A 14,751-nucleotide genomic window follows, 5' to 3' on the forward strand; every position below is an offset into this window, starting at 1 on the left:
CGTTTATCTGTACATTTACACAGTGTTTCGCAAATCCAGGTCCAGGCCGCTGACGCGGCGGACCCGACGGGCCACCGCCTCGGCGAAGATGCCGCTCCGGGCCTCGATCAGGGTGAAATCATCGCGCGCCCGGGTGATGCCGGTATAGACCAGCTCCTTGGTCAGCACCGGACTGAGCTGCTCGGGCAGCAGCAGCGCGGTATGGGCGAATTCCGAGCCCTGGGACTTGTGCACGGTCATGGCGAACACCGTCTCCACCGCCGCCAACCGGCTGGGCAGGACGAATCTCAGACCGCCGCTGCCATCGCCGCGCGGGAAGGCGACCCGCAGGACCTTGCGTCCCGGATGGGTGGCGTCGGGCAGGCAGAGGGTGATGCCGATGTCGCCGTTCATCAGCCCCAGGCTATAGTCGTTGCGCGTCACCAGCACCGGACGGCCCTCGTACCAGCCGTGCTCGCCCGCGAGCAGGCCGGCCGCCAGCAGGGCGCTGGCGATGCGCAGGTTGAGGCCTTCCACGCCCCAGGGGCCCTTGCGCACGGCGCAGAGCAGCTGGAAGTCGTCGAAGGCGGACAATACCTGGCCGGCCCAGAGCGTCCAGGCGGGATCCTCCAGGACGGTATCCAGTTGGGGCCGCGTCCCCTGCAGGACCTCGAGATAATGACGATAGCCCCGGGCGCGCCCGCGTCCCTCCAGCACCAGGCGTTCCAGGGCGCGATCCTCCGGCCCCTTGAGCAACACCCGATGGAGATCGGCATAGCCGCCGTCGACCAGCACCTGCTGAGCACCCTGGCCGTCCTGGGCATTGACCCGGCGGGCCAGCTGGCCGATCCCGCTGCCGGCGCCGAAACGCCGTGAGCGCCTGAGCATCACCACCTGCTGCGCCAGGGCGTCACCCTGGTCGTCGCCGACCGCCAGGGCCGTCCGGGCCAGCGACTGGCCACTCACGGCTTCCAGCCAGGCGCGGGTGGCCGGACTGTAGCGTCCGGCTTCGGCATCCCGGCAGAGATCGCCCAGCACCGCGCCCGCCTCCACCGAAGCCAGCTGATCCTTGTCACCCAGCAGCACCAGGCGCGCCCGCGGCGGCAAGGCCGCCAGCAGACTGGCCATCATTTCCAGGTCGATCATCGAGGCTTCGTCCACCACCAGCACGTCCAGCGGCAGGGGATGCCCGCGGTGATGGCGGAAATGGCGGGTGTTGGGCCGACTGCCCAGCAGCCGGTGCACCGTGGTCACCCCGGTGGGGATGTGCCGGCGCAGCTCCTCATCCACCGGCAGGCGACTGACCTGGCCGCCGATGGATTCGGTGAGGCGCGCGGCCGCCTTGCCGGTCGGTGCGGCCAGGCGGATGCGCAAGGGACGACCGGCCGCCACCGCGGGCGCCTGGAGCAGCGCCAGCAGGCGCACCACGGTGGTGGTCTTGCCGGTACCGGGTCCGCCGGTGACGATGCTGAAGGCACCGCGCACCGCCAGGGCGCAGGCCAGTTTCTGCCAGTCGGGTTCGCCGCCCGCGTCGGGGTCCGGCGGAAACAGCCGATCGAGACGCTCGGCGAGATCCGCCGGCAAAGGTTCGTGGGTGGCCAGGCGCTGGCGCAGGCTGGCCGCCACCGCGCGTTCGTAATTCCAGTAGCGACGCAGGTAGAGGCGCTCGCCACCCAGCACCAGCGGTCGTTCCGGACAGCTGCCGTCGCCATCGACCAGGTCGCTGGCCAGCAGCGCCCGCTGCCAGGCCTCGAGGGTCTGGCCGTGCAGCAGTTGCGACGGCAAGAGCGAGGCGCGCGCCTCGTCGCCCTCGGGCGGCAGCGACAGGGCGGCATCGGGATTGCGCAGGGTGGCGGCGAGATCCAGGCAGACATGGCCATGGCCGAGCTGATGGCTGGCCAGGGCCGCGGCCAAGAGCACCGCCGAGTCGCCCTGGGGTTCGAGTTCGCCGAGAAAGCCGGTGAAGGCCCGGTCCACCTGGCGCAACCAGCCGCGCTGCACCCAGAGCTCCAGCAGGCGAAAGAGGTCGTCCCGCTGTTCGAGCGGGGCAAGCGGGCGCTCCTGGGCCAGGGACGCCAGGCGCAGCAGCCGTTCGGTGGCGGGGCTGAAATCAGACATGGGCATTCTCCGCACCGCTGAACAACAGATCCAGGGTCTCGATCAGCGCCTGGGCGGGCCGCTCGACGAAGACGCCGTGGCCGGCCGGATCGCAGCCGCGCAGGAAGAGGTAGACGGCGCCGCCGAAGTGGCGCTCGTAGCTGTAGTCGGGCAGCCGCGCCTTGAGCAGCCGGTGCACGGCCAGGCTGTAGAGCACGTACTGCAGGTCATAGCGCTTGGCCAGGACGGCCTCCTCCATGGCCGCGCGGGTATAGGCGCCGGCTTCGGCGCCCAGCCAGTTGGACTTGTAGTCCACCACGAAATAGCGCCCCTCGTGTTCGAAGACCAGATCGATGAAGCCCTTGAACAGGCCGTTGAGCTGCCCCGGCTCCAGCATCGGTCGCACCTGGCCGCGGTGGGTACCACGACTCACCAGGTCATCCAGCCGCTCCAGATCGACGCCATGGGTGGCGAACCAGAATTCCATTTCCACCTGGTAGCGCGCCAGTTCGCCCAGGCGCTGGCTGCCCCCCGGCAGGGGCAGCGGCAGCGTCAGCAACTGGCGCAGCCAGCCCTGCAGGATGGGAATCCAGTGATTCCAGCCGCGCCGCTGGCAACGCCGGGCGATCAGGTCGTCCAGCCGCTCGGGCGCCGCCTGGATGGCGGTGAAGCCTTCCTCGCCGACCCACTCCAGCAGGCTGTGCAGGAAGGTGCCCGGGCCGGGGCCGCGGGGAAAGCGATGCAGGTCTTCACCGGCTGCGGGCTGGCGGGCCTCGTCGGGAGCGAGGCGGTCGTCGTCGAACAGCTTCTGGGCCGCCGGGGTATCCAGGTCCAGCTCCAGGTTGAACGGGCCCTCTTCCCGCGCCTCGCCCAGGCGCGTACCGATCCGCAGGGCGCTGTAGGAGGCGATCCACCAGTCCTCGCGGGCCGCCCGACGCGCCGTCAGCGCCTTGAGGGTCACCGGCGCTTCGCGGGCTTCGGGCAGGCGTGCCGGACTGGCCTCGGGGAGCGGCAGGATAAGGGTGTCGGGCTGGGCGCCGATCAGGGTGGTCAGGGCGGTGCCCAGGGCCGCCGAACTCGCCAGGGGCTCGCCGCCGGTGGCCAGGTAGCCGAGGGCACTGCGGGCGAAGCCGGATTCCTTGCTGCGCCCGCGCTTGAGATCGGCCACCCCGACCCAGCAGGCATGGCGGGCCCGGGTCAGGGCGACATAGAGCAGGCGCAGGTCTTCGGCCAGGCGCTCGTCGTCGGCGCGGGCCAGTTCCTCGGCGGAGGGCTTGAAGGTGCGGCGCAGCTGGCCTTGGTCATCGTGATAGCGCAGCGGCAGGGTCGTGCCTTCTTCGGCGCGATAGGCGCAGGCGAAGGGTAGGAACACCAGGGGATATTCCAGGCCCTTGGACTTGTGCACCGTCACCACCTTGACCAGCTCGGCGTCGCTTTCCAGGCGCAGGATCTGCTCGTCGGCGGCGCCTTGGGCGGCCAGTTGCTCGGCCAGGTGGCGGATCAGCGCCTGCTCGCCATCCAGCTCGCCGGCGGCACGCTGCAGCAGTTCGGCGAGGTGCAGCAGATTGGTCAGCACCCGCTCGCCATCGGCGCGAGCCATCAGCCGCTGCGGCAGGCGGAAGTCCTGCAGCAGGCGGCGCAGCATGGGCAGCACGCCCTGGCCGCGCCATAGCTGGCGATAGCCGCGGAATTGCAGCACCCGCGCCTCCCAGGCCTGCTCGTCGTGGTTGAGGGCATCCAGTTCGGCCAAGGGCAGGTCGAGGGTCAGGCTGCCCAGGGCCGCACGCAGCCGGCGATCCACATCGGGCTCGGCGCAGGCCTTGAGCCAGTCCAGCAGGCAGCGGGCCTCCTGGGCGGTGAACACCGAATCCTTGTCCGACAGATAGACGCTGCGCACCCCGCGCCGCACCAGCGCCTGGCGTACCGCCTGGGCCTCGCTGCCGGCGCGCACCAGGATGGCGATGTCGGCGGGCCGCAGTGGCGTGAACTCGCCGTCTTCGCGCCGAAAGCCGGCCTTGGCCTCGGCGGCCAGGCTCAGCAACCGGACGATCTCACTGGCGGTGCTCTCGGCCAGGGCGGCGCGATAGGCGGTGCCGGCCAGGGGCTCGTCACCGGCCAGCTGCCAGAAGGTCAGGGCCGCACCCGGCGTGCCGTCGATCTCCAGCACCTCACGCCGCCCCTGGGCGCGGACCGGCTCGAAGGGCACCGGATTGTCCTCGCCCTGGCGGAACAGAAAGGCCGCCCGCGGGGCCGTGGCCTCGCCATGGGCGAACACCTGGTTGACCGCCTCGACCATGGCGGCGGTGGAACGAAAGTTGGTGTCCAGCGAGTGCAGGTGGCCGGCATTGGCGCGCCGCGCCTGCAGATAGGTATGGATATCGGCGCCGCGGAAGGCATAGATGGCCTGCTTGGGATCGCCGATCAGGAACAGCCCGGTGCCCTCGCCCGCGCCATAGACGCTGCTGAAGATGCGGTACTGCACCGGGTCGGTGTCCTGGAATTCGTCGATCAGCGCCACCGGGAATTGCTCGCGGATCAGCGCCGCCAGCCGCGCGCCGGCGCCATCGGCCTGCAGCGCCCGATCCAGGCGGGTGAGGATGTCGTCGAAACCCAGCTCGGCGCGACGCAGCTTCTCGCGCTCGAATTTCTGCTGCACCCAGGCCGCCGCGTGCTCCAGCAGCGGCACCTCCGGGCTGGGCAGCTCGGCCAGTTGCCCGGGCAGGCGCGCCATGGCCGCCAGGGCCGGATGATCCGGCGGACTGGCCTTGGTCCAGGCCTCGGCGAAGCCCTCCTCGGTCAGCCGGGTAAAGCCGGTGCCGATATCCAGGTCCTCGCTGGTGGGGTTGTCCGCCCAGGCGACCAGCTTGTCGCACCAGGGCCCGAAGAATCGCTTCTGCAACTTGCGGCCGTCGACCACCTTGGCGTCGCAGCCGGCCTGGCAGAGGTCACGCACCTCTTCCGCCCACTGGGCCCAGGGCGCCTTGAGGCGTGCCAACCGCTCGCGACGCTCAGTCAGGGCGGTGGCCAGCAAGGCGGCCGGTTCGCCCCGGGGCGCGCCCAGGACCTCGCTCAGCAAGGGGCGCAGGCGCGCGGCCAGGGCACGGGGTTCGCCCCAGTGCTCGATGACCCAGTCCAGCGCCTCGCCTTCCAGGGGGTAGCAAAAGCGTCGCCAGTAGTCGCGCACCACCTGGGCGAGCAGCTCGCTCTGGTCCTGCTCCAGGTTCTGCACGAACAGACTGCCGCTGTCGAAGGCGTGCTCGCGCAGCATGCGCTGGCACCAGCTGTGGATGGTGGAGACGGCCGCCTCGTCCATCCACTGGGCGGCGATGTCCAGGCGCCGGGCGCAATCGGCCCAGCCCTCGACCGGAAAGTCCTCGCGCAACTCGGCAAGCAGCGGATCGGGCGCGGCGATCTCGTCGCGGAAGAAACGCGCGGCTTCGGCCAGGCGATGGCGAATGCGATCGCGCAATTCCTGGGTGGCGGCCTCGGTAAAGGTCACCACCAGGATCTGGGGCGGCAGCAGTTCGCGACCGAAGGCCGTCTCGGGCGTGCCATGACCCAGCACCAGACGCACATAGAGCGCGGAGATGGTGAAGGTCTTGCCGGTCCCGGCGCTGGCCTCGATCAGCTGATTGCCCTGCAGCGGAAAGCGCAGGGCGAGCGGACGCTGACTCATGCCTGCCCCTCCCCGCCCACCACCTGCCAGCCGGCGGAGTGCACCGGCGCATAGAGGGTCTGGCACCAGCCGTCGAATTCCTCGTCGGCCAGCAAGGCGGCGAAGTCCGGATACTGCCGGCGCAGCGCCGGATGGGTCGCCGCCTCGCCCTGATAGGCCTGCTCGGCGGCGGCCAGGGCCTTGTCCGGGTCATTGGCCAGCCAGGCGAAGGCGGTGCGCGGCGCGACGGGAAGCGGACGCCGCTGCCCCAGGGCCCAGGCATCCAGCAATTCGTTCAGCTGACGGCGGGCCAGCTCGGCGTCCAGTGGCGCCAGCAACAGGGTCAGATCGGTCGCCACCACCGCGGCGGTCAGCTGCAGGCCGCCAGCCGCGGCGACCAGATGCTGTACCCAGGGTCGCAGCAGCCGGTGCCACTTGCGGGTGCGCGTATTGCCCAGGCCATTGGCCTGGGCGGTCAGCGCCAGCAGGCCCTCGGGGCCGCGGCGCAGCCGTTCGAGGTTGGCCACCAGTTGCAGCTCGCGATGTTCGATATCCAGGGTCAGGGCCTCTTCCAGGGGTTCGGGCCAGCGCAGCGTCAGGGCCTCGACCTGGGCCACCACGGCGGGCAGCGGCTCGCGTAGGGCCCGCCCGGCCCGCTCGCCAAAACCGGCCAGCGGCAACCGACCACTGCCGCGCAGGCGCTCGGCGGCGGCCATGAGCGCCTGATCCGCCTCGGCCGGCGCGGCCAGAGCCGCAGCCAGCAGGTCTTCGCCCAACTGGTAGCGGGTCAGGGCGTCCAGGCCGAAAGGCTCTTCGTCTTCCGCCGGCGCATCAGGCGCCGCGAAATGCACCTTGAGGCGATTGGCGAAAAAGAGGTCCACCGGTCCGCGCAGAAAGCGTGCGAGATCATCGAGGCCCAGGGGCTCTTCGGGCACCAGTGGCGGCAACAGCTCATCCTCGTCACGCGTGGTGCGGTCATGCACGCCCAGCCATTCGGCCGCGAAGCTGAAATAGCCGCGCTCGCCGCGGAAGTAGCGGGCACTGAAAGGCTGCAGGGGATGCTCCTGGGTTAGGGCCATGAGCAGGCGCTCCGGCTCCTCTTCATGCCCCGCCAGCCGCCAACCGGCCTGGAGATGGTCGCGCAACTGGGCGACCAGCACCGACGGCGGACGCTCGCTGTTGTCGCGGATGCTGCGCCCCACCCAGCTGACATAGAACTGATCGCGCGCCGAGAGCAGCGCCTCCAGCAGCAGATAGCGGTCGTCCTCCCGTCGCGAGCGGTCCCCGGGACGGTAGTCCTGAGCCATGAGATCGAAATCCAGCGGCGACTGGATGCGCGGATAGGCGCCATCGTGCATGCCCAGCAGGCAGACCACGCGGAAGGGAATGGCGCGCATGGGCATCAGGGTGCAGAAATTGACCGCGCCGGCGAGAAAGCGCTGGGCCAGGCCACCGCTGTCCAGCCCCGCCAGCCAGGCCTCGCGTACCACGGTGAGCGGCAACTCTTCAACCAGCGCCACGTCTTCGCACAGTTCCAGCCAGCGCTCGCGCAGATTCTCCAGCTGTTCCAGCAGGTATTCGTCGTGCTCGTCCTGGGCGCTGAAGAACAGCGCCAGCAGCGCCTGCAGGCGGGCGCCCCACTCCGCCGGTCGCGCCGGCTGGGCCAGCGCCGCCTGGGCCGCGTCCAGGGCATCGAGCAGATCCACCAGCGGCCCGACCAGGGCTGCGTCCAGGCCGCCCACCTCGTCGAAGGGCTCGATGTCGCCCAGCGCTGCGCCACTGCCCACGGCATAGCCCAGCAGCATGCGCCTCAGGCCGAAGCGCCAGGTGTTCTGCGTCAGCCCCTCGGGCAGGTCCAGGCGACTGCGCTGCTCGGCGTCCAGTCCCCAGCGCACGCCGGCGCCTTCCAGCCACAGATGCAGGGTCGGCAGATCGCCCTCGCGCAGGCCGAAGCGGGCGCGCAGCGCCGGCACGTCCAGCAGGTCGAGGATCTCGCTCAGGGCGAAGCGGCTATCGGGCAGCTGCAGCAGGTGCTCAAGGGCGATCAGCAAGGGTTGGAAACCGCGCTGGTGCTGGTCGGCCAGGCTGAAGGGGATGAAGCGCGGATCGCCGCGCTCGAGCTGGCCGAATACCGCGCGGATGTGCGGCGCATAGGCATCGATGTCCGGCACCATGACGATAACGTCGCGCGGCCGGAGGCTGCTGTCGCTGCTGAAGCGCGCCAGCAGCTGGTCGTGAAGGATCTCCACCTCGCGCTGGGGACTGTGGGCCACATGGAAGCGCATGGACCTGTCCCGCGCCGGATCGACCGCCGGCCAGCGCTCGCGGGTCTCGCTCAGCGGACGCAATTCGAGAATGTCGTCCTGCAACTGGCCGAGCAGGTGCTGGGGTTCGGTCTCGGCGAAGAGGTCGATGCGCCCGCCATTGAGGTCCTCGAACAGGCGGCGATAGCCATCGGGTTCGTCGAATTCGTCCAGCAGGTGGATGTAGTCGCGGCCCTGCTTGCCCCAGCTCGCCAGCAGCGGCTGACCGTGCTGGTGCAGCGCCTCGGCATCCAAGGTCTGTGGCATGCCCGGCTTGCGCTGCTGGCGGCGATAGTTCTGCCGCAGCAGATCCTGGTCGGCGACGATGTCGGACCAGTGATGGCGACAGGGATTGTGCACGCAGAGCAGCACCTGGCTGAAGCGCGCCAGCGCGGCCAGGGCTTCGAGGGTCTGCGCCGGAATCGCCGACAAGCCAAAGATCACCACCCGCCGCGGCAGCCCGGCTGGCGGCTCGGTCGCCGCCTGCATGATCTCCAGGAAGCGCCGGTGCACGCCGGCGCGACTGCGGGCCAGACCGCCGTCGCCCACATCGTCCAGCAGCGCCCGCCACAGCTGCGCCTGCCAGCGGCAACTTTCCGGCAAGGGACGCCGGCCGTCGCGCAGGCTGGCCAGCAGATCGCGCCCCGCCGCCCAGTCGTTGAGCCAGTCGGCGCGATAGACCTGGTAGCCGTCATAGAGATCGGCCAGGCGCTCGGCCAGCTGATAGCGCTTGCGCAGATCGCCGTCATCGTCGAGAAAGCGCCGCAGGGCGGCGAAGTCCGGTTGCAGGAGCAGGGTCGGCAGGAGCCGCATCAGGCGCCAGGTCAGGGGCGCGCGGTCCAGCGGCGAGGATGGTGGGACCTGGTCACGCCCCAATACCTGGCGATAGGTCCGCCAGAGGAAGGCCGCCGGCAACTGCACCTCGAGAGCCGCAGCGACCCCGCAGCCACCCTCGTCATCACCGCGCGGATCCTCGGCCAGCGCCAGCTTGAGCCACTGGGCGATGCCATTGCTCTGCACCAGCACCTGTTCGTTTTCCAGCGGCGCCAGGGGATACCGCCGCATCCAGCCGACCGCCAGGCCACGCAGCTCTTCGAGCCGATTGCCGTGTACCACCATGAATCCGGGAGTGAGCGCCTCGGACATCCTACGCCTCGCTGTTCGCTATCTGCGGCCAGGGTAAGGATCACCCGCGCCAGACACCAGCCCGCAATGTGATGACCGACGCATGACCCAGTGCACAGCCGCTCCGTCCACCCGCCTATCACGGGGCTCCAGCCGGTAGACTCATGGCCTATCGGCCGCCGGCCTTCGACAGGATGTTTTCATGCGTTTCCTCGTTGCCCTTCCCCTGCTCCTGGGCGCCGCCCTCGCCCATGCCGACAACGGCGAGCCCGTCGACTGCGCCAGCCTGCAGGCTCAGTTGCCCTTGCCCCTGCTCCAGCAGACCTCCGGCCTGCCCCTGGCCTATGCCCGGCAGATCGCCGGCGGCTGCGCCTTCACCGATCGCGACACCGGCCAGCCGGCCAACTACCTGCTGGGGCTGTCGGCGGGCTACGAGAATGGCGGTCGGGCGCTGCCCAAGCTGCGGCGGCAGGTGCAGTCGCTGAGCGAGCAACTGGAGTGCAAGGCCATCGACGGCCTCGGCGAAGGCGCCAGCGCCTGCAGCAAGCCCTTGCTGGGCACCCAGGTCTTCTTCATCAAGCGCGACCGCATCCACACGGTGACGGCGTCCAGCCCGCTGGAATACGAGAAACCCGAGCTGGCAGCCAAGCTGCGCCAGGCGGCCCAGGCGACCGCCCAGGCGTGGGCGCAGCGGCTATAGGGGAAGGCGCGTCCTAGTGGCCGCGCCGATTGAGGTCTTCCGAATAGAGATCGTCTTCCAGCTCATTGCCGGGGATGGCGTGCTCTTCCGCTGCCCAGGCACCCAGGTCGATCAGTTTGCAGCGGTCGGAACAGAAGGGCCGGTTGGCGCTCTTCTCGCTCCATTCCACGGGTGCGCCGCAGGTGGGGCAGTCCACGGTAAGGGTGCTCATGCTTGGCCTCCGTCAAGGGTCAGATAAAAGGAATGCAGGTGCTCCACCTCGGCGTGGAGCGCAGCGAGATCGCCGTCGTTGCAGATGACGTCATCCGCCTTGGCCAGCCGCTCGGCGCGCGGCAACTGCGCCGCGAGGATGGCCCGCACCTGGGCTTCGTCCACCCCGTCACGGCGCATGGCCCGTTCGAGCTGCAACGCTTCCGGCGCGTCTATCACCAGTCCTCGCCGGACCAGCGCCCGCTGTCCGGACTCGAACAGCAGCGGCGACACCAGGATGGCATAGGGCGACTCGGCACCAGCCAGGGCCGCCAGGATTTCCTGGCGAATGAGGGGATGCAGCAGGGCTTCCAGCCAGCGCCGCTCGGCCGGATCGGCAAAGATCGCGGCTCTCAGCGCCGCTCGATCCAGGCTGCCATCCGACTGCAAGACAGCGGGCGAAAAATGCCCGGCGATCTCGGCCAACGCCGGTCGTCCTGGCTCCACCACCCAGCGGGCGGCCTGGTCAGCATCGACACAGGTGATGCCCAGTTGGGCGAAATGCTCGGCAGCGGCGCTCTTGCCACTGCCGATGCCCCCGGTCAGGCCGAGGGTCCAGGCAGAAGTCATCGGAATCCGGCGAAGTTCAGGTACAGGCCGGTTATTTGATCACCCCAGAGCAAGGCAATCCACCCCGCCACGGCGAGATAGGGACCGAAGGGCAAGGGCGTGCTGCTTTCCGCCCGCCGCAGCCGAAGGGTAATGACGCCCAGAATGGCGCCCACCAGCGACGACAGCAGGATGGTCAATGGCAGGATCTGCCAACCGCCCCAGGCGCCGAGCAGCGCCAGGAGCTTGAAGTCGCCATAGCCCATGCCTTCCTTGCCGGTCACCAGGCGGAATAGCTGGAACACCAGCCACAGACTCAGATACCCCGCCACCGCGCCCCAGACCGCATCACCCAGATTGGTGAACAGGCCGAACTGGTTGACGATCAGCCCCAGCCACAGCAGCGGCAGGACGATGACGTCCGGCAACAGTTGGTGATCGGCATCGATCAGACTGGCCGCCAGCAAGCCCCAGGTCAGCAACAGGAAGGCCCCGCCCTGCCAGGTCACGCCCAGATGCCAGATGACCCAGGCCGACAGCAGTCCACAGGCCAGCTCCACCAGCGGATAACGCAGGCTGATAGAGGCCTGACACCCATTGCAGCGACCGCGCAGGAGCAGATAACTCAGCACCGGCACATTTTCCCAGGGCCGCACGGCGCGCTGGCAATGAGGACAGCGGGAAGCAGGTCGCGCCAGGTTGAAGGGGGCGCCTGCCGGCTCGGCCGGCAGCTCCAGTACTTCACGCGCCTCCGCCTGCCAAGCCCGCCTCAGCATCACCGGCAGGCGATAGACCACCACATTGAGAAAGCTGCCCACTAGCAGCCCCAGGACCAGCGCGCACAGCGCCGCGGCCAGCGGCGCGCCAGCCAAAAACTCCAGCAGCGCCATCAAACCACCGAGCCGAGCTGGAAGATGGGCAAGTACATGGCAATGATCAGACCACCCACCAGAACCCCCAGGACCGCCATGATCATCGGCTCCATCAGGGTGGTGAGGTTGTCGACCATGTTGTCGACCTCGTCTTCATAGAAGGTCGCGACCTTGGACAGCATCTCGTCCAGCGAGCCCGACTCCTCACCAATGGCCGTCATCTGGATGGCCATCGAAGAGAACACCCCGGTGGTACGCATGGAGAAGTTGAGCTGCATACCGGTGGACACATCGCCCTTGATCTTCTCCACGGCATTGCGGAACACCACGTTGCCGGTTGCCCCTGCTACCGAGTCCAAGGCATCCACCAGCGGGACACCCGCCGCAAAGGTAGTGGCCAGGGTCCGGGCATAACGGGCAATGGCGGACTTATAGAGAATTGAGCCAATGAGCGGGATCTTCAGCAGCCCCCGATCCGTAGCGTCACGAAACTTCTCCGACTTCTTGTAGAAGTGCCGCAGGACGAAAGCCAGCACAAAGATTCCGCCCAGTACCAGCAACCACCACTCCTGCAAGACCTCGGAAATGGCGATGACCATAAGGGTAAAGGCCGGCAACTGAGCACCGAAGCCCTCGAACACCGATTGGAATTGAGGCACTACCTTGATCAATAGAATGGCCGACACGATCACCGCGACGACGATGACCGCCGCAGGATAGGTCATGGCCTTCTTGATCTTCTTCTTCAACGCCTCGGTCTTTTCCTTGTAGGTGGCTACCCGATCCAGCAAGGTCTCCAAGGCACCCGATTGCTCACCGGCATCCACCAGGTTGCAATAGAGATCGTCGAAATACTGCGGCTGCTTGCGCAAGGAGTTAGCGAGGCTGTTACCTGCGGCGACGTCCTGCTTGATGTCGTCGACCATCTTGCGCATGTTGGGATTGTCGAAGCCCTCGCCGATGATGTCGAAGGCCTGCAGCAGGGGCACTCCTGCGGTCATCATAGTCGCCAGCTGCCGGGTGAACAGGGCGATATCCATGGGCTTGATCTTCTTGCCCTTGCTGAATAGCGACGCTGACTTCTTGCGCACCCGGGTCGGATTGATGCCCTGCTTGCGCAACTGCGCCTTGATCAACGCCGGATTCAGGCCCGTCATCTCGCCCTTCACCTTGGTCCCTTTGCGATCGGTCCCCTCCCAGGTGAAGCTGCCCATCTTGATAGCTTTATCGGCCATGGCCTCGACTCGTCAAAGGCTCGGCCCGCGGTGGCGAGCCCGTCAAAAGAATGCTCTGTTCAGAGCCGGTTGCCGCTTTAAAGGCAAGCATCGCGCCAAACATCGACGGCTTTAGCGTTCTGCGGCAATCAAGACGCGTGGACAGCAATCATGCGATGCACCATTCCAGTCCCCTCTCCCTTCGGGAGAGGGCTAGGGTGAGGGAAGCCGTTAATCCTTTGTGACCCGATTAATCTCTTCCAGGCTAGTGATTCCCTGCATCGCCTTCACCAGCCCCGACCGCCGCAGATCATTGAAGCCCTCCTTACGCATCCGCGCCGCGATCTCGATGGAGTTGCCCTCCTCCATGATCATCTGCTGCAGCGCCGGGGTGATCTTCACCACCTCGTAGATCCCCACCCGGCCGCGATAGCCCGCATTACAGTCTTCGCAACCGATGGGCTGATAAAGGGTGAAACTGCCGACTTCTTCCTCGCGAAAGCCTTCGGCCAGCAGCGCCTCACGGGGCACCTCATGGACTCTCTTGCACTTGTTGCACAGCTTGCGCGCCAGCCGCTGGGCGATGATGAGGTTGACCGAGGTCGCCAGGTTGAAGGCAGGCACCCCCATGTTGCGTAGACGCGTCAGGGTTTCCGCCGCGCTGTTGGTGTGCAGAGTCGACATCACCATGTGACCGGTCTGGGCTGCCTTGATGGCGATCTCCGCCGTTTCCAGGTCGCGGATCTCACCCACCATGATCACGTCAGGATCCTGACGTAGAAAAGCCCGCAGCGCCTGGGAGAAGTCGAGCCCCTGACGCGGATTGACGTTGACTTGGTTGATGCCTTCCAGGTTGATTTCCACTGGATCTTCAGCGGTGGAAATATTGATGTCTTCGGTATTGAGAATATTTAGGCCGGTATAGAGGGATACCGTCTTGCCCGAACCGGTCGGCCCGGTCACCAGGATCATGCCCTGCGGCTGCTTGAGTGCCTGTAGATAGAGCTCCTTCTGCACATCCTCGTAGCCCAGGGCATCGATCCCCATCTGGGCGCTGGAGGAATCCAGAATCCGCATCACGATCTTTTCGCCCCAGAGGGTGGGCAGGGTGTTGACCCGGAAGTCGATGGACTTGGTCTTGGAGACCTTGAGCTTGACCCGGCCATCCTGCGGCTTACGGCGTTCGGAAATATCCATATTGGACATCACCTTGAGCCGCGCCGAGATCCGCGACACCAGTTGCACCGGCGGGCGCGCCGCCTCGTGCAAGACGCCGTCGGTACGGAAGCGTACCCGGTACATCTTTTCATAGGGCTCGAAGTGCAAGTCGGACGAGCCCTTCTTGATGGCGTCGAGCAGCATCTTGTTGACGAACTTCACCACGGGTGCATCGTCGGCGTCGGTACCCGCAACGGCTTCCTGAGGCCGCTCGCCACCCTCAGTCTCCAGATCAAGGTCGATATCGCCCAGATCCAGGCCACCCGTACCGCCATCGAGATACTTTTCGATGGCCTGGTGCAGCTTGTCATCCTCGACCAGCACCACCTCGACGGCGAGCTTGCTGCCAAAGGACACATCATTGATGGCCTGTTGGTTAGTCGGATCAGAGAGCGCGATGAAAAGCTTGTTACCTCTCTTGCTCAAAGGCAGGAAGTGATGCTGCTGCATCAACTTCTCGTTGACGATGTCCTTGGGTAGTTGCTCCTTGTCGATAGCCGCCAGATCGAGAAAGGGCACACCGAACTCCTGAGCAGCCAACTCCGCCAGAGGCCGGCTTTGCACCAGACGTTGCTGAACGAGATAGGTTACCAATGGCACCTTGGCCTGCTTGGCCTTGACCACCGCCTGCTGCGCTGCCGCCTCGGCCAGCAGCTGAGCATCCACCAACTGGCGCGCCAGCCCCGACAGCATCACAGTCTCGTTCATCGTCATTCCCACCTTTGGCTACAACAGGCGTTATAGCACCCCCCAGACCGCCCGCAAAATGGCGCCAGACAGCTGACATTTT

Annotated in this window: 9 protein-coding genes; 1 reads left to right on the forward strand and 8 read right to left on the reverse strand. The window is 67.2% G+C overall.

What is annotated here, in order from left to right:
• Window positions 1-15: 15 nt before the first annotated feature.
• The 3 genes from recD to recC are packed head-to-tail and all read right to left on the reverse strand — an operon-like array spanning window position 16 to window position 9,180.
• The gene (gene recD / locus QKY98_RS00280) at window positions 16-2,097 is read right to left on the reverse strand and encodes an exodeoxyribonuclease V subunit alpha (protein ID WP_284670138.1); all 2,082 of its coding nucleotides are present in this window, start codon (window positions 2,095-2,097) and stop codon (window positions 16-18) included.
• Window positions 2,090-5,752: an exodeoxyribonuclease V subunit beta gene (recB, locus tag QKY98_RS00285; protein WP_284670139.1), complete on the reverse strand. Its 3,663-nt coding sequence runs from the start codon at window positions 5,750-5,752 to the stop codon at window positions 2,090-2,092. Before recB ends, recD begins: the two co-directional genes overlap by 8 nt.
• Window positions 5,749-9,180 (reverse strand): exodeoxyribonuclease V subunit gamma, encoded by a 3,432-nt coding sequence (gene recC / locus QKY98_RS00290; protein WP_284670140.1) that lies wholly within the window; start codon window positions 9,178-9,180, stop codon window positions 5,749-5,751. The genes recB and recC overlap by 4 nt, the downstream gene beginning before the upstream one ends.
• A 181-nt stretch (window positions 9,181-9,361) precedes the next feature.
• Here recC and QKY98_RS00295 point away from each other — a divergent pair, with 181 nt between their 5' ends.
• Window positions 9,362-9,859: a hypothetical protein gene (locus QKY98_RS00295; RefSeq protein ID WP_027600836.1), complete on the forward strand. Its 498-nt coding sequence runs from the start codon at window positions 9,362-9,364 to the stop codon at window positions 9,857-9,859.
• A gap of 13 nt (window positions 9,860-9,872) precedes the next feature.
• Here QKY98_RS00295 and yacG read toward each other — a convergent pair whose 3' ends face one another.
• The 5 genes from yacG to pilB form a co-directional block, all read right to left on the reverse strand.
• On the reverse strand, window positions 9,873-10,070 hold the full coding sequence (gene yacG / locus QKY98_RS00300) for a DNA gyrase inhibitor YacG (RefSeq protein WP_007160931.1): 198 nt from the start codon (window positions 10,068-10,070) through the stop codon (window positions 9,873-9,875).
• Window positions 10,067-10,678 carry a dephospho-CoA kinase gene (coaE, locus tag QKY98_RS00305; protein WP_042137111.1) on the reverse strand — a complete coding sequence of 204 codons (612 nt, stop codon included), beginning with the start codon at window positions 10,676-10,678 and terminating at the stop codon, window positions 10,067-10,069. The genes yacG and coaE overlap by 4 nt, the downstream gene beginning before the upstream one ends.
• Window positions 10,675-11,547 carry a prepilin peptidase gene (locus QKY98_RS00310; RefSeq protein ID WP_042137109.1) on the reverse strand — a complete coding sequence of 291 codons (873 nt, stop codon included), beginning with the start codon at window positions 11,545-11,547 and terminating at the stop codon, window positions 10,675-10,677. Before QKY98_RS00310 ends, coaE begins: the two co-directional genes overlap by 4 nt.
• Window positions 11,547-12,764 carry a type II secretion system F family protein gene (locus QKY98_RS00315; RefSeq protein ID WP_108582501.1) on the reverse strand — a complete coding sequence of 406 codons (1,218 nt, stop codon included), beginning with the start codon at window positions 12,762-12,764 and terminating at the stop codon, window positions 11,547-11,549. Before QKY98_RS00315 ends, QKY98_RS00310 begins: the two co-directional genes overlap by 1 nt.
• A 210-nt stretch (window positions 12,765-12,974) precedes the next feature.
• On the reverse strand, window positions 12,975-14,669 hold the full coding sequence (gene pilB / locus QKY98_RS00320) for a type IV-A pilus assembly ATPase PilB (protein ID WP_284670141.1): 1,695 nt from the start codon (window positions 14,667-14,669) through the stop codon (window positions 12,975-12,977).
• Between the last annotated feature and the right edge of the window lie 82 nt (window positions 14,670-14,751).

The sequence above is a fragment of the Pseudomonas sp. HR1 genome, assembly GCF_030175875.1.
GTDB classification, from domain to species: Bacteria; Pseudomonadota; Gammaproteobacteria; order Pseudomonadales; family Pseudomonadaceae; genus Chryseomonas; species Chryseomonas oryzihabitans.